The 19,267-nt window shown below is 45.9% G+C and carries 12 protein-coding genes, 1 pseudogene and 1 riboswitch; of the genes and pseudogenes, 9 read left to right on the top strand and 4 right to left on the bottom strand.

Going from position 1 to position 19,267, the window contains the following annotated elements; all coding sequences use genetic code 11:
- Window positions 1-42 precede the first annotated feature (42 nt).
- Window positions 43-918: pseudogene (locus tag XZ46_RS17570) on the bottom strand (recombinase); the annotation flags it as partial.
- A gap of 1,836 nt (window positions 919-2,754) precedes the next feature.
- Between XZ46_RS17570 and XZ46_RS17565 the strand changes: the two are divergent.
- The 3 genes from XZ46_RS17565 (at window position 2,755) to XZ46_RS17550 (ending at window position 6,514) form a co-directional block, all read left to right on the top strand.
- Window positions 2,755-3,579, top strand: a complete 825-nt coding sequence (locus XZ46_RS17565; RefSeq protein ID WP_008051168.1) for an SDR family NAD(P)-dependent oxidoreductase — start codon at window positions 2,755-2,757, stop codon at window positions 3,577-3,579.
- A 180-nt stretch (window positions 3,580-3,759) separates the two neighbouring features.
- The gene (locus XZ46_RS17560) at window positions 3,760-4,152 is read left to right on the top strand and encodes a DUF1622 domain-containing protein (protein ID WP_006624549.1); all 393 of its coding nucleotides are present in this window, start codon (window positions 3,760-3,762) and stop codon (window positions 4,150-4,152) included.
- A gap of 550 nt (window positions 4,153-4,702) precedes the next feature.
- Complete coding sequence (locus XZ46_RS17550) at window positions 4,703-6,514, top strand: ABC transporter ATP-binding protein (RefSeq protein ID WP_048895434.1); 1,812 nt, start codon at window positions 4,703-4,705, stop codon at window positions 6,512-6,514.
- A 51-nt stretch (window positions 6,515-6,565) separates the two neighbouring features.
- Here the strand turns inward: XZ46_RS17550 and XZ46_RS17545 are convergent, their stop codons facing one another.
- Together XZ46_RS17545 and XZ46_RS30020 are read right to left on the bottom strand one after the other, a co-directional pair.
- Complete coding sequence (locus XZ46_RS17545; RefSeq protein ID WP_006624552.1) at window positions 6,566-7,048, bottom strand: pentapeptide repeat-containing protein; 483 nt, start codon at window positions 7,046-7,048, stop codon at window positions 6,566-6,568.
- 94 nt (window positions 7,049-7,142) lie between these two features.
- Window positions 7,143-7,427 carry a hypothetical protein gene (locus XZ46_RS30020; RefSeq protein ID WP_006670730.1) on the bottom strand — a complete coding sequence of 95 codons (285 nt, stop codon included), beginning with the start codon at window positions 7,425-7,427 and terminating at the stop codon, window positions 7,143-7,145.
- A 103-nt stretch (window positions 7,428-7,530) separates the two neighbouring features.
- Window positions 7,531-7,692, bottom strand: a riboswitch (cyclic di-AMP (ydaO/yuaA leader).
- Between the two features lie 291 nt (window positions 7,693-7,983).
- Here XZ46_RS30020 and bchD point away from each other — a divergent pair.
- From bchD to XZ46_RS17520, 6 genes are all read left to right on the top strand, one after another.
- Window positions 7,984-9,978: a magnesium chelatase ATPase subunit D gene (gene bchD / locus XZ46_RS17540; RefSeq protein WP_008051164.1), complete on the top strand. Its 1,995-nt coding sequence runs from the start codon at window positions 7,984-7,986 to the stop codon at window positions 9,976-9,978.
- Window positions 9,979-10,233: 255 nt separating this feature from the next.
- Window positions 10,234-11,196: an Npun_R2479 family HD domain-containing metalloprotein gene (locus XZ46_RS17535; protein ID WP_174447142.1), complete on the top strand. Its 963-nt coding sequence runs from the start codon at window positions 10,234-10,236 to the stop codon at window positions 11,194-11,196.
- On the top strand, window positions 11,193-13,235 hold the full coding sequence (ligA, locus tag XZ46_RS17530) for an NAD-dependent DNA ligase LigA (protein ID WP_008051158.1): 2,043 nt from the start codon (window positions 11,193-11,195) through the stop codon (window positions 13,233-13,235). Before XZ46_RS17535 ends, ligA begins: the two co-directional genes overlap by 4 nt.
- 169 nt (window positions 13,236-13,404) lie before the next feature.
- Window positions 13,405-14,511, top strand: coding sequence for a calcium/proton exchanger (cax, locus tag XZ46_RS17525; RefSeq protein ID WP_006670733.1), 1,107 nt, complete (start codon window positions 13,405-13,407; stop codon window positions 14,509-14,511).
- Window positions 14,512-14,567: 56 nt separating this feature from the next.
- Window positions 14,568-14,753: a hypothetical protein gene (locus XZ46_RS34480; RefSeq protein WP_006670734.1), complete on the top strand. Its 186-nt coding sequence runs from the start codon at window positions 14,568-14,570 to the stop codon at window positions 14,751-14,753.
- A 78-nt stretch (window positions 14,754-14,831) separates the two neighbouring features.
- Window positions 14,832-16,871, top strand: a complete 2,040-nt coding sequence (locus tag XZ46_RS17520) for a serine/threonine-protein kinase (RefSeq protein ID WP_046320912.1) — start codon at window positions 14,832-14,834, stop codon at window positions 16,869-16,871.
- A 139-nt stretch (window positions 16,872-17,010) separates the two neighbouring features.
- Here XZ46_RS17520 and XZ46_RS17515 read toward each other — a convergent pair whose 3' ends face one another.
- Complete coding sequence (locus XZ46_RS17515) at window positions 17,011-18,864, bottom strand: iron uptake porin (protein ID WP_008051156.1); 1,854 nt, start codon at window positions 18,862-18,864, stop codon at window positions 17,011-17,013.
- Between the last annotated feature and the right edge of the window lie 403 nt (window positions 18,865-19,267).

Raw genomic sequence — 19,267 nt, 5'->3', positions numbered from 1 at the left:
CGTCCTCTCCATTATACGTCCTAACTTTCCTGTCTGGTGCTATAAGTTAACAGCAGCGGCTATTTCGGTAAGCCTTAACCCATACATTACTGTCATACCAGTAACCCACAGCCAGGCGTGACGAGCTTTACTGAATGTATGGTTTTTGATAGTGTAGACTGCTTGTTTAGCGCTGTACCACCAATTTTTAAAGGCATCGATGCCTATACGCTGCTTAACGGTGAATCGTGTTTGTCTGGGATTAATAAGTTCTAACTGTTTTAGTAGGTGGTCTTTATTGGGTGATTTTTTGGCAATGGCTTTCAGGATGTAGTAACGTTCTTTGAATGTTTTGGACCCTATCAGCTCCTCTCCATTCTGTAAGGGAGTGTACAGCATAACCTTGAAACTCTCCCAAGTAGGATAATCATCCCAATTGGGGAATTGCTCAAAGTATATTTTTTGGCTTTGATGATAGGAAGATAGGTCGCTGACAATATCGCGGGAGCGTGGTCGTCCTGTGTTGCGGTTGTACCCGGCAAAATACTCATCTTCCAGTTGTTGGAATATTTCCCGGTAGGTTATCAGATTATCCTCAATCTGATTCTTTCCTAGAATAGTCGTATCATACCAATCCCAGAACTCACTAGTGCTAGTGATAGTCCCTAAGGCTTCTGATACCAGTTTAGCTTTCTTAACCCCGTCTATCACCCCTTGGGGTGTACACTCAAGATTAGCTGTCTTGGGTAGCCGTTTCCCGGTAGGTGGTTGCTTAAACTGCAATAGCAGATTGTACCTAGCCCCGGACTTTTGTAACTTGAGTGTCACTCCTTTGGGACATTCCCCTTTAAAGTCTTGATAGGCTTTCAGGAATCTGCTATAGCTCTCGTCATAGTTACCCTTTCCCCCCACTGTAGGGAGTTTAGTAGCATTACTCATTTTTTACTCACTTGTTACTCTACTACGGTTTTGAGTAACACCTAAGTAACGGTAGAATAGGGGTTGTAGGCTGTAATTCCGGTTCGAGTCCGACTCTGCCCACTATTAACTGTTTCTGATTAGAGAGGGATTAACAAGTAATTTCCTGAAATATCCGGAAATATTTTTCCGATCCCCAAAACCCCAACCTACATGGTTGGGTGAAACGTAGTGAAACCCAACATAACTGAGAGATGGTGGCGTTGGGTTTCGTGACCTCCACCCAACCTATAATAATTAACAATTAATAATTAATAATTAATAATTTTAGCCATGTAGGTTGGGTGAAACGTAGTGAAACCCAACATAACTGAGAGATGGTGGCGTTGGGTTTCGTGACCTCCACCCAACCTATAATAATTAACAATTAATAATTAATAATTAATAATTTTAGCCATGTAGGTTGGGTGAAACGTAGTGAAACCCAACATAACTGAGAGATGGTGGCGTTGGGTTTCGTGACCTCCACCCAACCTATAATAATTAACAATTAATAATTAATAATTAATAATTTTAGCCATGTAGGTTGGGTGAAACGTAGTGAAACCCAACATAACTGAGAGATGGTGGCGTTGGGTTTCGTGACCTCCACCCAACCTACTCAAATGGGGGAAAAAGGCGATACTGAGAGATGGTGGCTCGATGTTTGGTGACTTTCATGAGTCCTGGTCTTGGGGTTTTAGTTTTTTACATTTTGACCCATTCTGATATTAACGAGTTGAGAATGCCAATAAAATGTTGCAATGTTTCCTTGATGTTTCCTATGTTTCCATTTTTTAACAATTGACGTGGAGTGATGCAGCTCTGAAAGCAACATCTACAATAGTGAAATCATGGGTAGATTAAGGATTTTCCGTGGCGATCGCATATACCGGGGGTACTTACCATTGGAGGAGGTGAATGGGATAGCACAGGAAATTAGGGCGCGTTCATTTGGTCACTCAGTAACGATTACAGCCCTTTCAGTAATCATGCAATACGCTCTCGCTCGTCCCGGTCCCCCCTGGGATGCAGATTTAGGGTGAGGGTAATGTTTAGTGCGATTTCCCGGCTGTATTTTTCGCACTAACAGCATACTCTTTAGCTTTCATCGCCAAGGGGAAGGGAAAATTGGCGAAATAAGGCCAGCGATTTCTTAAATTGTGAACAGGCATTAGCCAGGTTATCCTGAAACCTGCAACCTGTAACGGTTGTGGTTTTTTTTGTTGTGGCGCGCCACTTTTTTCTCATAATACCTCGCGCCTTACTCTCTCGAGTATTGCCCCGAATGGTATTACTACATCAGTGTTTGGAGGCGATCGCTACTTTTTACTCCCATTACTCAGATCCTCTGTTACCATCGGCGATCGCCTGCTGACAATTACTCTAAAACTCCCTACAGTAAAGGTTTTGCCAGATTGTAAAGAAATGTTAAAGCGTTTTTTATTAAAAAATGTTGCACAAACTTGATTTGGTTGCTAAAGTGTGCATAGCGAACAATAGTAAGTAAAAAAGAGAAAGTAAAAAGGAGAACTGTGAGCTATGTTGTACGCTACCGTGACCTGTGATGTATCCTCAGTCAGCAACTGAGTTGAAGCCTCGATTCGTTCATATCATCATCAGCAAACTGAGTATGAGCTATCAATCAGCAAACTTTCCGCTCCAGAAACGAGAGCTAACCCAGAGGGATTTTGTTGTTCTTCACAATTTTAGCGTCCGCCTGGGTTGAACAGAATTTAGTCCAATCAATTGATTTAGCCGCCACTGTAGTGGAGTCCTAGTGTCCTGGCGGTATTTCACCACAGACAGGAGATTTTTATGAATATCCAAGGTATTACAGCCCTAATTACAGGGGCTTCCCGTGGTATCGGACGAGCGATCGCCCTAGAGTTAGCCCGCAATGGCGTGGGTCGTCTGTTATTAGTCGCCCGCGATCGCCAAAAATTAGCAGAATTGGCAGCAGAACTCAGCGACATGGAAGTAGAAGTGATCACCCTCGCCCTAGATCTCACACAACCCACAGAAGTCAATATCGCCTTAGCCCAAGCATGGCGAACTCACGGCCCCATTGATTTATTAGTGAACTGCGCCGGGGTCGCCCATCAAACCCCCTTCTTGAAATCTAAATTACCCCAAGTCCAAGAAGAACTATCCCTAAACCTGATGGGACTTTACACAGTCACCCGTGCGATCGCCCGACGTATGGCCACCCGAAACCAAGGAACCATCGTCAATGTATCCAGTCTCATGGGCAAAATCGCCGCCCCCACCATGTCCACATACTCAGCCACTAAATTCGCCATCCTAGGCTTTACCGAGGCACTAAGGTCTGAATTAGCCCAACACAATATCAAAGTTATGGCTTTACTTCCCACCCTCACCGATACAGACATGACCCGCCGCCTGCAACTATTTCGCTGGGTCACTCCCATGACCCCCCAACAGGTTGCCCAAGTGTTAATTATCGGACTGCGGAAAGACTCCCCAGAAATTCTGGTAGGGTGGCAAAGCCACCTAGCCGTTTGGTGTCGTCGCATTGCCCCCTGGGTAATGAACAAAGTCTTAAAAATGGCATCTCCCCTTTCTCGGAATTATCCCGAGTCTCCCACAGCTTGGCGGCGAGTAGGTGCTGCTTCCCGCTAACCTCTCATTGCACAATGGATAATTAATCATCTGGTAGGGGCGGGTTCTGTAGTTAATTCGATTTCTGAAAAATCATATTACTAAACCCCCCCTATCCCATACTGATCATAATTCTGACAGTCACAGCATCTTCTTTGCTAGAATTATTGACTGTTCATTCTCATTTGAGCAATCATCAACATGATGTTAAACGGTCTAGCCACTGAACTTTCAGGCATTGTAGTTTCCTTGAATGGAATTTTAACAGGATTTTGTCAACTGTTGGCACTGTTTGTAATTGCCATTGGCGTGACCCGTGCTTTAGTGATTTTTATTAAAGATGCCTTATTTAAAGGTCAGGCTACCGAAGCCTTTCAACGAGGCCGTTTAGTCATGGGTTATTCATTTTCCCTAGCCCTCAGTTTTTTAATTGGAGCCACTATTTTAAAAACCATGATTTCTAGCCGTTGGGATGATATCGCCCGGTTAGCTGCTATTATTGCCGTGCGAACTGTCCTAAATTATCTATTACTTCAGGCAATTAGCAAGGCAACTCCAGAAGTTGAACAAATTAGCACTCCCGCCGAAACTTAATCAAAAACTACAGATAATCTCACCAGAAAAAACCTGTCAATTGCTGAGTAATCCGCCATTATGCCCGCCCTAGAGGGGACAAGCATATAGCTGACCCCCCTTGAGTCTGTCAGTCTTAAAAAGAGTAGGCTGTCTGTAATGCCCACCAAATTAGAAGGCCGATACTACCCAAAATCAGTAGTGAAGAAACAATCACAACCGTAGGGCTATCTGCTCCCTTAAACTTCATAATTCCTCTATCTAGGTCTGATGGCATATACACTTCCTCCTACTTTAAGTTTTGTTTGAGTCCAACTAAGCAGGTTGGAGATCGTCGCTCTTCACCTACCTAGATTTTACCCAAACAATAATTATACAATATCTAATGCTTGCTAGGTATAGTTTTCCCTTGACAATGCCCCCAGCCGATCGCCTACCTAGGGGAGACTGGTTAAGTTAGCTAGTCCTCCCCCCTTTGACCTCTGCCAAGACCTCTGCCAAATTGTCAGAAATCTATTATAATGGTGACTTTGATATTTTCACTGACATTAAAAACACCATTTTCGCAGTCATGGCTACTTTTCGAGAAATTTGTCAATACTATCGAGATTATCGTTTATTAGCAATTCTTAGTATCAGTGCATCGAGTTTTTTTGAACTAATTGATTTGCTAGTACCATATACGATCGGACAGATTTTAAATGTCCTGTCTGGTCAAGGTGCAGATGGCTTCATACAGTTAACAGTCACAGCGATCGCCTCCGCCACTGGGCTACCAGACCAACAGACCACAGCTTTAATCATATTACTAGGTATCATTTTTTTAGTCACCGTTATCAAAGCACCTATTCAGCCTTGGTTAGGCTCATGGTTTCACTGGTTAATCCCCCTAGCTGCGCGGCGAGACCAGCATCAGAATGCTCTCCAAAAAATCTTGACTTTACCCCTAGAATTTTACGAAGAAAATAACCCCGGTCGCATTGCTAACCGCATCACCAAAGGCATAACTAACCATACCTGGACTTACCCAGAAATAGCAGGTCAATTAATCCCGAAACTCGTGCGAGTCATCGGTATTTTCATAGTGATTTTTTTCATTAAGTGGCAAATAGCCATATTTTTCTTAGTGTCTTTTGTCTTTATTCTGTCCTTTACCCTCGTCAAACTTCGACATCTCATTAGATTAGAAACCCGACTAGACAGCCATCAAGAAAACACCGAAAGTCGCAACTCGGAAATCATCACTAACATCAAAACTGTCAAAGCCTTTGCTACCGAAAATCAGGAACTTGAACGACAAAGCACTCGCCTAAACCGAGAGTTAACCGTAGTTATCCATCGCATTCACCGAGACTATGTAAAACTCGCTACCTACCAAAATACAACGGTGCAATTTTGTTTATTTATGGTATTGGGTTTTACTTTGTTTGCTACCTTTGGAGGGCAAATGTCTCTGGGGTATTTTGTGGTTACTTATACCCTCTCTAGCATGGCTTATTCTGAACTAACTCCCATTAGTTTATTGGCGGAAGTTTTTGCGCGACGCTATTCTTCTATGGTGCGTTTTTATGAGTTTATGCAGTTGAAAGAGGGACAAGATGCCATCAAATTAAACTCGGAAAATCATCAGGTATCCTATCACTTTAAGGGTAAAGTTGAATTGCAAAACTTAACCTTTGGCTATATCCCAGAAAAACCAGTTTTGCAGGATATTAACCTGTTTATAGAACCCTGTCAAACTGTCGCGCTGGTGGGTCATTCCGGTTCCGGTAAGTCTACCTTGGTCAAGCTATTATTTCGCTACTTTGAACCATTACAGGGTCGCATTTTAATCGATGGTGAAAATATCCAAGATTTGGATGTGACCGCCTATAGGCGACGTTTAGCTATCGTTCATCAAGATGTTGATATCTTCAATGGAACCTTGTTAAATAACCTCACCTATGGCAACCCTAACGCTACCCTAGATGAAGTTAACGAAGCCTGTAAAATTGCCCGAGCCGATGAGTTTATTAATCAACTTGATAAGGGTTATTATACTACTGTGGGAGAACGAGGAATGCGCCTGTCTGGGGGGCAAAAACAGCGGTTAGGTATTGCTAGGGCATTGTTAGTCAATCCTGATATCTTGATTTTTGATGAAGCTACTTCTAGCTTGGATTATGAATCAGAACGTTCCATTCAAATAGCCATGCAAAATATTCTGGGAACTCGGACTACAATTATTGTGGCTCACCGTCTCAGTACCATTCGGGAAGCTGATAAAATTGTGGTATTAGATCATGGTAAAATTGTCGAGATCGGTAGTCATGATGAGTTACTTAATCACCGGGGAATTTATCGGAGATTACACGCACTCCAAGAAACTGGGGACGTGATTTGAGTAGAAGGGGGCGAAAATTAGCCCCCCCTTTAACAAGAGCTTTAATCACTATTAACAGGGACCCTCTGAACCGTCTGGCATAATCGCGCCACAAAAGGTCGCCCCCTCTAATCTAGCATTATTTAAGTTGGCATTATTCAAATTAGCCTGATCTAAATTAGCACCTTCCAGAAAGGCGCGATACATATCTGACCAGGATAAGTCACTATTAGAAAGGTTAGCTTGTCTAAGGGTGGTGCTGTGTAACCTGGCATCCCGCAGGTCTGCACCTGCTAAATTTGCGCCAATTAGGTTGGCTGAACTTAGATCCGCACCTCTTAATTTTGCCCCCCGCAGGTCACTATTTTGCAAATTAGCACCTATGAGAGCCGCGCCGTCTAGTTCGGCTTCCTGTAGGTTGGCTCCACTGAGATCGCACTGCTGACACTGTTTGGTATTTAGCAATTGTTGGATGTCTCGGGGTCGGGCGGCGATCGCCTCAATTCCTAACCCTATTACAGCCAGAAGACCGGGAACAATAACTATTAATTTCATCGAAAACCTGACCAATACTAGCCCGACTTTGACATCATACTATATTATATAGGGGGCTAACTCATGTTAAATCTATTAGCCCCTTTTATTGATTTCAATAGGCTACAGTCATGTTAACATATTTACTAACTACGGTAATCACCTCCTGATAGTTTTTGAATAAACGGTAGGTTGATAGGCTACCATTTACAAACATTGGTAGGGCGGGAGTTGGCATTAATGTGGTGATAAATGTATTCACAATGCACCACAAAATTACCAGGGTAATGCAGCCGATCGCTCCAATTATCACTAGGTCACTGCTTTTTAGTCGCAGGAAACCTATGTACGTCGCCTGTCCAGGCAGCGTCATTAAAGACAGGGGTATTTTAGGTGTCATCACTAACCGCTCAGAATCTAGGGTGGGTATAACAAACCAGGTCTATACCAACCTAAGGAAACTGAATTGCCAAGCTATCTAATTGTCTTAGAAAGTGTGCGCCTCAGCCTCCTCTCAATGCCTACGGAGTTAGCTGACGGGCTAGGGCTGAGAGTTGCCCTTCTCTTTATCTCTGTCGGTTGTTGACAGAAACACTTTGCGAGATTAGCCCCAAAAATTTGGTTCCTCCGCTCCGACCACATCACCGCGTCTGCACCTGCTCGAAAAGTACATAACGGCAATGTTTTACTTTCGCCGGATTAGGCTGACTGTTTGTTTTTAATCTAATTCTATTCTAAATTACCAAATATCAAATTGTCAATAAATTGTGCAAATTGTTTTTGACAGGGAAACAACGGATGATATTCTTAGGGGGAAGAGTAGCTAAATCTCGCAAGCGATCGCCGATCGCCCTAGATTGAGAAAAACTCAACAGGGGGGTTGTGGGGAAGGATGTCAATTGGAAAATTTCCCCTTTAGTGCTAGAGTTAGCAATTGACCACTACTGACAAGAACCATGTCTGCGCCCCCTAGCGCCCCAACTGTAACAACATTTCCCCTCGCCGCCGTGGTGGGACAAGAAGCGATCAAATTTGCCCTGCTGCTGGCCGCAGTTGATCCCGGCTTAGGAGGTGTGGTAATTGCTGGACGGCGGGGAACCGCTAAATCAGTGATGGCCAGAGCCCTTCATGCCTTATTACCGCCCCTAGAAGTAGTAAAAGATGCGATCGCCAACATTCCCCCCAACTGGGAAGCGGGAGAACCCACCCCAGAAACCGAAATCATCCCCGCGCCCTTTGTACAAGTTCCCCTAGGGGTAACAGAAGATAGGCTGATAGGTTCAGTAGACGTAGAAAAATCCGTTAAACAGGGCGACACCGTATTTCAACCCGGCTTATTAGCCACAGCCAACCGAGGAGTCCTTTACATTGACGAAATCAACCTCCTCGATGACAATATAGCCAACCTGCTGCTAACAGTTTTAACGGAAGGGCGCAACGTCATTGAAAGGGAAGGGATCAGCTTTGAACATCCCTGCCAACCCCTATTTATCGCGACCTATAACCCGGAAGAAGGTCCCCTGCGAACCCATTTACTCGATCGCATTGCCATAGCCCTATCTGCTGATGGAGTCCTGAGTTTAGATCAACGGGTGCAAGCAGTAGACCAAGCCCTCGATTATTCCCAGTCTCCCGAGGCATTTCTCCAGCAATATACAGAAGACTTAGATAACCTGAAAACTCAAATTCTCCTAGCCAGAGAATGGCTAAAAGATGTCACCATCACCTCAGAGCAAATTCTGTACCTGGTAGAAGAAGCCATCAGAGGGGTAGTTCCCGGACACCGGGCGGAACTGTTTGCGGTGCGAGTAGCTAAGGCTTCGGCGGCTTTAGATGGTAGAAATAGCGTTAATGCTGATGACTTGCGGCGGGCGGTAGAATTAGTTATTGTACCCAGAGCCACAGTAATTCAGACCCCCCCCGAAGAACAACAACAGCCACCACCCCCACCCCCACCACCCCCCCAAGGTGAGGACGAACCGGAACCAGAGGACGAAGACGAAGACGAAGACGAAGAACCGGAAACCGAACCCCCAGAAGAAGAAGAAAATAGCATCCCAGAAGAGTTTGTGTTTGACCCGGAAGGGGTGGTGCTAGATCCAACGGTGTTGTATTTCTCGCAAATGGCAAACCGACAGGGTAAAACTGGCAGCCGCAGTATGATTTTTTCAGAGGATCGCGGTCGGTATGTTAAACCCATGCTACCCAAGGGTAAAGTACAACGCATTGCGGTAGATGCTACCCTACGGGCGGCAGCACCCTATCAGCGATCGCGACGGTTACGATATCCTGAACGTCGGGTAGTGGTAGAACAGGGGGATATTAGATCTAAGCGCCTAGCCAGAAAGTCCGGGGCTTTGGTGGTGTTTGTCGTGGATGCTTCCGGGTCTATGGCCCTAAACCGGATGCAGTCAGCCAAAGGCGCGGTAATGCAGCTATTAACTGAGGCTTACCAGAGCCGCGACATGGTGTCGTTAATTCCCTTCCGAGGGGAACAGGCGGAAGTTTTGTTACCGCCTACTCGGTCAATTGCGGCCGCCAAACGACGCTTGGAAAGGATGCCCTGTGGGGGTGGGTCTCCCCTGGCTCACGGACTAACTCAAGCGGTGCGGGTGGGGATGAATGCTAAACAGTCTGGAGATATCGGACAGGTGGTAATTGTAGCAATTACGGACGGCCGAGGTAACATTCCCTTAGCCCGATCGCTCGGTGAACCTATCTTAGAAGGTGAAAAACCGGATATTAAAGGGGAATTGCTGGAAATTGCTGCCAAAATTCGTGGTTTGGGTATTCAATTGTTAGTAATTGATACCGAAAATAAATTTGTCTCGACAGGTTTTGCCAAAGAATTGGCGAAAACCGCAGGAGGTAAGTATTATCATTTACCCAAAGCCACGGATCAGGCGATCGCAGCTATGACTCAAAATGCCATTCGTGATGCGATCGGTTAAAGTATAGATAACCAATAGGTTTTTTCCATGGAACCTGTTATTTCCCATTCTGGGGAAAAGCCATCCCCAGGCAGGTTTTACCCATGGTTGCTAGAGGTTTTCCAGGGTCTCAGAAATTCCGTCAATTGGTCATCTGTCCGCCTGGTAAAAATTTGCCTATAATACCGGAAAACAGTTAGTCCCAACCCTAGACTAATATTGTGCTTCCTAATGCTCAGGATTAACCAATAGTGTTTTGAGTGGAAATTTATGAGTATGTTTAATGCTACTGCCATTCTCATTGATGCCTTCGTCCAACGCCTACAGGCTGGTTACCGCCGTACCTATGGGGGATTTAAACCAGACTACCCCGAAATAATTGCTTGGGCTGGCACAATGGCTCTGGAAAATATCGCCAACTGTGACGCTTTATACCACAATGTCGAACATACTATGCTTGTCACCCTAGTAGGACAAGAAATTCTGCGCGGGAAGCATATTCGAGAGGGGGGAGTCACGCCAGAAGACTGGTTACACTTTACCATTTCACTCCTATGTCATGATATCGGCTATGTGAAAGGAGTATGTCGGCGAGACCAAGACGCTAATGGTTTATATGCGACAGGAATTGATGATGGTATGGTTTCCATAAGTTCAGGCGCAACCTCGGCTAGTCTGACTCCCTACCATGTCGATCGCGGTAAATTAGTCATAGATGAACGCTTTGGTGGTCATAAACTAATTGATGCGGAACAAATTAAACGCAACATTGAACTAACCCGGTTTCCCGTCCCGGCTGATGAAACTCACCAAGACCGCCAGAATTACTCAGGACTCGCGCGCGCGGCTGATTTAATCGGTCAACTCAGTGACCCTCGCTACCTCAAAAAGATTAGTTCCCTATTCTACGAATTTGAAGAAGTCGGGACTAATAAAGTCCTAGGTTACAAAACCCCCGGCGACCTCCGTAATAATTACGCCAAATTCTACTGGAATGGTGTATTTCCCTACATTCCCGCCGCCTTGCGATATTTACAACTGACCCAGGAAGGGAAACAAGTTGTGGCTAACCTATACGCTAACGTTTTCCAGGTGGAAAATGAACGGCGTATCCTCAGCGAAAGCGAGAAATATCTGCCAGATAATTCATCCATTGGTGAAGAAAATGGCTACAATGGCGACAAAAACGGTAGTTCAGACCTACCCAAATTTAGCGAAATGTCTAATTTGAATTTGTGAACGACCAAACACCAAAAACCCCAACCCCGGAAATTTCCCAAAAACTTGAACAGTTGAGGCTAACTGTCCAACGGGCTAGTTATGCCTATTATGTTCTGGATGCTCCGACTATGGAGGATGGGGTTTACGATCGCCTATATCGGGAACTGCAAGAACTCGAAACCCAATACCCAGAACTAATCTCTCCTGATAGTCCTACCCAGAGAGTCGGAGAAAAACCCGCTACTCAGTTTGAGTCTGTACGCCATAATATCAGTCTTTATAGCCTGGAAAATGCCTTTAATATGGCAGAACTCCAGGCTTGGGATGAAAAATGGCGACGTTTTCTTGGTAACTGGGCAGCGGAAGATAATAACTATATCTGTGAACTCAAAATAGATGGTTCGGCGATCGCTCTCACCTATCACGATGGCATATTAGTTAGGGGTGCGACTCGTGGGGATGGAGTCACTGGGGAAGACATTACCCAAAATATTAAAACTATCCGCTCTATTCCCCTAAAATTACATCTGGATAACCCGCCGCCTGTGGTGGAAGTTCGGGGGGAGGCTTTCCTCTACAACCGTATTTTTGCGGAAATTAACCAGGAAAGACAAAAAAACGGAGAGCCACTATTTGCTAACCCGCGTAATGCAGCCGCCGGAACCCTGCGACAACTTGACTCCCGCATTGTGGCTGCTCGACACTTGGATTTTTTCGCCTATACTTTACACCTAGACTCCCCCAATTTACATGATCACTGGGATTGTCTGGAGTTGCTCCAAAAAATGGGCTTTAAAGTCAATCCTAATCGCCAACTGTGTCAATCTTTGCTGGAAGTTCAGCAGTATTTTAATACTTGGGAAACTCAGCGCCGAGAATTACCCTATATGACTGATGGGGTGGTGGTTAAGCTAAATTCCCTCAGTCTCCAAAAACAGTTGGGAGAAACGAGAAAATTTCCCCGCTGGGCGATCGCCCTTAAATATCCGGCGGAAGAATTGCCCACTAAGATTATATCAGTTACTTTCCAGGTCGGACGTACTGGAGCCTTGACTCCGGTGGCTGAACTTGAACCCATACAGTTAGCTGGAACAACTGTTAAACGCGCTACACTTCATAATCAAGACCGCCTGACTGAATTAGACCTACATATTGGCGATACGGTAATTGTCCGTAAGGCTGGGGAAATTATCCCGGAAGTGGTGCGAGTATTGCCGGATTTGCGACCAACTGGCGCTAAACTGGTGACTATGCCGACTCATTGTCCTGAGTGTGGGGAAACTGTGGTAAAAACTCCACCGGAGGCGGTCACCCGCTGTATTAATTCCTCTTGTCCGGCTATTGTGCGCGGTTCTATTCTTCACTGGTGCGGAAGAAAGGCTTTAGATATTAATGGTATTGGGGAAAAGCTGGTTCAGCAATTGGTTGAGACTCAATTGGTGCGATCGGTCGCTGACCTTTATCATCTTAATATGGATCAGTTGGTTGCCTTAGAACGCCTGGGCCAAAAATCAGCCCAGAAAATTCTGGAGGCGATCGCCGCTTCTAAAAAACAACCCTGGCATCGAGTATTATATGGTCTAGGTATTCGCTATGTCGGAGAGGTTAATGCTGAGTTACTCGCTCAAAATTTCCCGAGTTGTCAGAGTTTGGCGGCGGCTTCTTCCGCACAAATAGAAGGCGTTTATGGTATCGGCGCGGAAATTGCTACTTCTGTTTATCAGTGGTTCCAAAATCCTGCTAATATCAGTTTATGCGATCGACTTGAACAATCTGGTTTACAGCTTGCCAGTGTGCCGTCAACTGCACTAAAATCTACTCCCCAAGCGCAACCTTTCGCCGGGAAAACCTTTGTGCTTACCGGAACATTACCTACTCTCACCCGAGAGGAAGCTAAATCTATCATTGAGAAAGCTGGGGGAAAAGTAACTAATTCTGTTACCCAAAAAGTCGATTATTTACTATTAGGAGACAAGCCGGGATCGAAATTAGCAAAAGCTCAAAATCTGGGTATCGCAGAGTTATCCGAATTAGAGCTTTTAGAGATGGCAAAATAAGCCATGATTTAGGGTGTAAATTAAAGCCACAAATCATCATCATTGAACTGATGTATTAATTTACCAATCTCAATCCGGGTGACATATTCAGGGCTTGCTCAACTATATTTCTGCTACTTTTAGCCAGTCAATCCGATTAAATATACCTCTAAAAGCGCCATAGAAATATATGCTCAAAACCAATCAAATCATCTCCCTGCTGCTCATTTTTATTCCCATTTCCATTGTCGCCGAATATGGACACTGGGGAGCCACTATAATCTTTATAACCGCCGCCCTAGCCATTATTCCCCTGGCGGCTTGGATGGGTACAGCTACCGAAGAAATAGCAGTAGTTCTCGGCCCTAATTTAGGAGGGTTAATGAATGCCACATTTGGCAATGCTACCGAATTAATTATCGGTTTTGTCGCTCTCAAAGCCGGATTGGTAGAGGTAGTCAAAGCCAGCATTACCGGGTCAATTATTGGCAACTTATTACTGGTAATGGGTTTAGCCATGTTTCTGGGAGGATTAAGGTTCAAAGAACAAGAATTTCCCCCAGTAGTGGCTCGTCTGAATGCCTCAGCCATGACCTTAGCAGTAATTGCTATATTAGTTCCCACCGCCGTAGATGTCACGTCCAGCGGCATAGAGGAAAGCACCATGCAAACTCTGTCCGGTGCGGTGGCGCTAGTGTTGATTATAGTTTATATCCTCACCCTACTATTTTCCATGAAAACCCACTCCTATTTATATGATGTGGGATTAGCAGAAAACGAAGTAGAACCCGGAACGGGAGAAGAAATATCAGGGGAACCTCATCATCAAATCAATCTAAAATTATGGATTGTGGTGCTTTTAGTGGCTACAATTATGGTGGCGGTTGAGTCGGAGCTGTTGGTAGGTACTCTGGAAGAGGCTACCGAGAGTCTGGGTTTGACAGCACTATTTACCGGGGTGATCCTAGTTCCGATTATTGGGAATGCAGCCGAACACGCCACGGCTGTGACGGTTGCTATGAAAAATAAAATGGATCTGTCGGTGTCGGTGGCTGTAGGTTCGAGTTTACAGATTGCCCTCTTTGTAGCACCAGTGTTAGTTCTGGCGGGGTTGGTGCTAAATCAGCCAATGGATTTAGACTTTAATCCCTTTGAGTTAATAGCTGTGGCTGTATCGGTGGCGATCGCTAATTCGGTAAGTTCTGACGGCCGGTCGGACTGGTTGGAAGGGGTGTTGCTGCTGGCTGCATATATGGTTTTAGGAATAGCCTTTTTCTTTCATCCCGTCATGTTGTAACCCACCCCCAACCAACAAGCCACGTTTTGGTCGCTAATTAGTATCGAGGAGCCAAAATGTTATACTGGGTTGCAACGGTATCGGCTAGAATTATCATATATAGTAGCAGTCTTTATATGGCCGCCTTCCTGAAAGTCGCGATCGAGGCTTATGCTTTCCAGTTTGCTACTGTTTCCTTTCAATGTCTAAGCACCTATTCCCAAGCGATTGCCAAAAAGGATAGATATGTCTATGGATTTTGACGGTAGGTGGCTAAAGCCGATCTTGGCTTTTCCTCCCTGCTTTGAACAGGCAGGGCTTGCAAGTGTTAAGGTGTTTCCGTGAGTTATTGCCTCAATCCCAAATGCCCTAAACCCGATGATGAGTCGAATGCCAAACGACGCATTTGCGCTCAGTGTGGCTCTGATCTGTTTATACAGAGTCGTTATCGTGTTATCAAAAAGATGGGTGGGGGAGGATTTGGTCAAACTTTTGAGATTCTCGACCAAAAAGATAAGACTCGCAAAGTTTTAAAAGTTCTCCTCAAAGAACATCCCAAGGCGATCGCTCTGTTTAAACAAGAGGCGAAAGTTTTGAGTGAACTTAGTCATCCCGGCATCCCTAAAGTAGATAAAGATGGCTACTTTACCTTTATGCCGAAAGATGAGTCGCCGCTGCATTGTTTAGTCATGGAGAAAATCGAAGGGTTAGACCTTCAGGAGTGGATGAAGGAGCGCAAAAAAGAACCCATTAGCCCAGAATTAGCCATGGATTGGCTAAAACAACTGGTGGAAATTCTCGATCGCGTCCACAGTTTACAGTATTTTCACCGAGATATTAAACCTCAAAACATCATGCGAAAGCCTGATGGTCAACTGGTGTTAATTGATTTTGGCACAGCGCGGGAAGTGACCGAGACCATTATGGGGTTTAGTTCAAATGGCTCCGGCGAACAGGATAATGATAAGAAACGCGCCACAGGAATTGTCTCCCCTGGTTATACGCCGCCAGAACAAACGAACGGGAAAGCAGTACCTCAGTCGGACTTTTTTGCCCTGGGTCGGACTTTTGTTTATCTGTTGACGGGAAAACCCCCCACGGCTTACCCAGAAAATCCTCGCACTGGGAAACTTTTGTGGCGTAAGGGTGCGCCAAATATCCCGAAACAATTGGCGGATGTTCTTGATTATCTGATGGCACCATTTCCGGGAAATCGCCCCCAGAACCCTGGGGTAGTTCTCCAGTGTTTAGCTGAAGTGGAACTTAATCCGCCACCCCGCGATAGTGATGAAAGAGAAGATCCCAAATCAGATACCAAAGGTAAAAAGAAAGAACAGCTGAAGGCGAAAATCCACCTCAGTGAACTGAAAATTAAGATTCCCTTCAAGGCTATTGGTATTCTGAGTGTGATTGTGACCATGGGGGGGTTGATTTATACCCAGGTAGACGGTTATCGGCGCTATGGCTTAATTCCGGCTAACCCTATGTTGGTGATTAGAGGGTGGCCTAATCGTATGTGGCTACTGGGGCATAAGGAGGCTTTAGGGCAGGTTTATGCTTTGGCGATCGCCCCAGACGGTGAAACTCTGGTTGCGGGAACTTTTGGCACAATTCGACGCTGGGGTATCCATTCTGGAGAGGTTTTTAATCCCGAAAGCGTCCATTCGAGTTGGGTAAGGGCCCTAGCATTCTCCCCCAATGGAGAGATTATGGTCAGTGGTAGTAATGATAAAACTATCCGTATGTGGTGGGGATCGCGTCAACGTACTATTGAAGGACATACAGGAAGTGTCCATGCTTTGGTTTTTAGTCCCAACGGTCAAATTTTAGCTAGTGGTAGCGAAGACAGGACTATTATTCTGTGGGATACCAATGGTCGGCGATTATCAACTATTCTCGCCCATGACCTCCCGGTTAATGCTTTGGCTTTCAATCCCCAGGGTAATGTTCTCGCTAGTGCTAGTGCAGATGCCAGTATCAGATTATGGAATGTCAATGTCGGTGATAGTAGTCGCCGACTGACAATTACTGGCCATGGAGATAGTATTAATGCGATCGCCTATAGCCCCGACGGTGAAACCATCGCCAGCGCTAGTGATGATGGAACCGTGCGCTTGTGGAATGCTAACACAGGGGAACAACTGCGGGTTTTTGAGGGACACAGAGGCCCGGTGAAATCCCTAGTGATTACCCCAGATGGCCAAACTTTAATTGCTGGAGGCGATCACATTGTTTTATGGAATCTCAACACCGGGGAAATAATCACTACCCTTTGGGGTCACGGAGACCTGATCACAGCCCTAGCCCTCACCCCAGACGGCAAAATCCTCACCAGTGGTAGTGAGGATAAAACCATTAAAATCTGGCAGCTAAAGCTGTAGCCCCAGAGGGGAGTTATATGGGGGGGTGTAGGTTGGCTCCGCGCGGTGGTCATTTGGGAATTAACCAGGCGATCGCTATATTGCCTAAACCCGCCCCTACTCCTCCCTCCGGGAAACTCTTAGCTTTCAGGCCCCTATTTTAGAAGCGGAAAGTAGTCCGCAGGGTTCCTACCAAAATATTAGCATTGCGGGCATTGTGATCAGGATTGGTCAAAACATAGAAGCCAGGAGTGATGGAAATGTAGTCGTTGAAAGCATAGCGATAGAAGGCTTCAATATGGAAGGAAGTATCGCGATCTTCCAAAGCGCCGATGTCATGGGAGGTAACTTTCGGAGGCATTCCGATAATAATACCACCCAAATCTCCTTCACTGAAAGCATCTGGGAAGCCCATAGTCACAGCCCAGTTAAGAATTGTAGCACTATCACTGCCACTTCTTTGTTGATGAGCCCAGGTAGCTCCAAACCAGCCACCCAACTCGAACTTCTCAACTATCCGCCAGTTAAACTGGAAGCCTAGGTTATCACTGGTGGTGGCGTTATCACCAAAGGGGCGATCGGCGATCCAGCTTCCGGTAGCACCCGCCATATTGACATCGTCGCTGGTGAAATATTTACGCGCGTACTCTACCCCAAAAGCCAGCCTGTCTGTGGGTTCATAGATCAACTGAGCCGACTTAGTATTGCTACCGTTGAATAAGCCATTACCAGCAGTAGCATCGGAGGCGTTACCAGCTAAATAACCCAGATTGAGTCTGAACTGACGATCATTACCAAAGGCAAACTTAGCCGCCGCCCCTGCACCTTCTGGACCCCGGAAAATGGCAGGGTTACGCTGACCAAACCGAGAAATTGAGGCATTAGAACCGCTGTTAAATGGGGTGATCACATCCATGATGTCATCTAAATCAAGGCTGTTAGCACCGATAAAGATGTGCGCCCGACGATTGAAGGCGGGGAAACGGTAGTACAAATCATCTAGCTCTATCCCATTGGAATTGCCATCAATAGCAGTCCGAGACATTAAGCTATTGGTGAGGTCAAAATTGCTGAGGTTAGGGATATCTCTCGCTTGCAGACGGGTTTTCAATAGGTCTTCGCCGGTAAAGCTGGTATCAAAGTTCAGACGAACCCGGTAGCCCAAATAAGTTTGAGTGGGGTCTTCATTGCGATTGCCTTGGGGACCTCCAGCCACGTTATGTCTGGCGCGATCGCCAAAGCTATCTCCTGGCCAGAACACTACTTCCCCGCGCAGTTTGGTAGTGGTGGAGAACTGATTAGCCTCCAATTCCGCCGTCCGCGCTTCCAAAGCGTACACACGGCCGCGCAAAGTTGCCAATTCCGCCGCAAACTCTTCCTGGAGCCGTTGCAGAACCGCCAAATCTTCGCGAGTTACCAAATTAGCCACAGAAGCCGCAATCAATTCGTTAACCCGTTCCAAACAGGCATTTAAACCAGCCGCAAACTCAAAACGAGTCATGGCGCGGTTTCCTCTAAAGGTTCCGTCTGGATAACCTGCAATACAGCCATAACGTTCTACCAAAGACTGAAGCGCTTGGAATGCCCAATCTGTAGGTTGAACGTCAGACAATTGAGATACAGAGGTCACCTGCTCCATAGAGTCGGCAACTTCACTGTATAGATTGATTTGTTCTAGGTCAGCAATTCTGAGTTCCTGTTCCATCTCAGGTTGTACCTGAGCTACCTCTTGGGTTTCGCCAGAGGACTCCAAACCTAAATCGATTACATCCTGAGACAGAGGAGCCGTGTTATCGACCTCTGGCGCAACTGCCATTAGCGAGGTAGTATCCGCATCCAGGCTAAATTGACTAACTCCTTCCGCTGCATCTGAAGCTAGGGATGCCACTTCGGAAGTAGTAACCAGCTTGTCTGAAGGGCTGTCTGTGGCTAATGCAGCAGTTGTGCTTAACAGAAGAGCAGCACCCAGAACGCCTGGACTCTGCTTGAGAGTGTTCCATAGAATTTTGTTCATCATCTCAAATCTCACACCGACTTAAAAAGACCTAAGCGAGGATGTCCCCAGCTCGAATGAACCAATAGTATCACGATTTCACGTAAAACTCCTGGGAGGGTTGGAAGCTCCGTGATTGATCACGGAGAGGAAAACCGACTCAAGCGGCTTTAGCCGCCAGCACCCCCTTGCGGGGTGGAGGGGTATGGTTGCCCCTCCATGGAGCTATGGTTGGCTCCGACTCCCTTGCGGGGTAATGTTTGCGCTTGCGCTAACGCGCACGCTGCGCGAACGCCAATGTTCAGAGTCGGTACTATCCAAATCGCACGTCCTTAACCCCTTAGAGATGTTTAACGATTCGGTTCTAGAGCCTGGAACTAGCACGCATTCCAGGGTAGGAACTTTAACTCTTGCTCTGAACGGA

This window comes from Limnospira indica PCC 8005, from assembly GCF_000973065.1.
GTDB lineage: Bacteria > Cyanobacteriota > Cyanobacteriia > Cyanobacteriales > Microcoleaceae > Limnospira > Limnospira fusiformis.
This window is presented reverse-complemented; position numbering and strand designations above follow the sequence as displayed.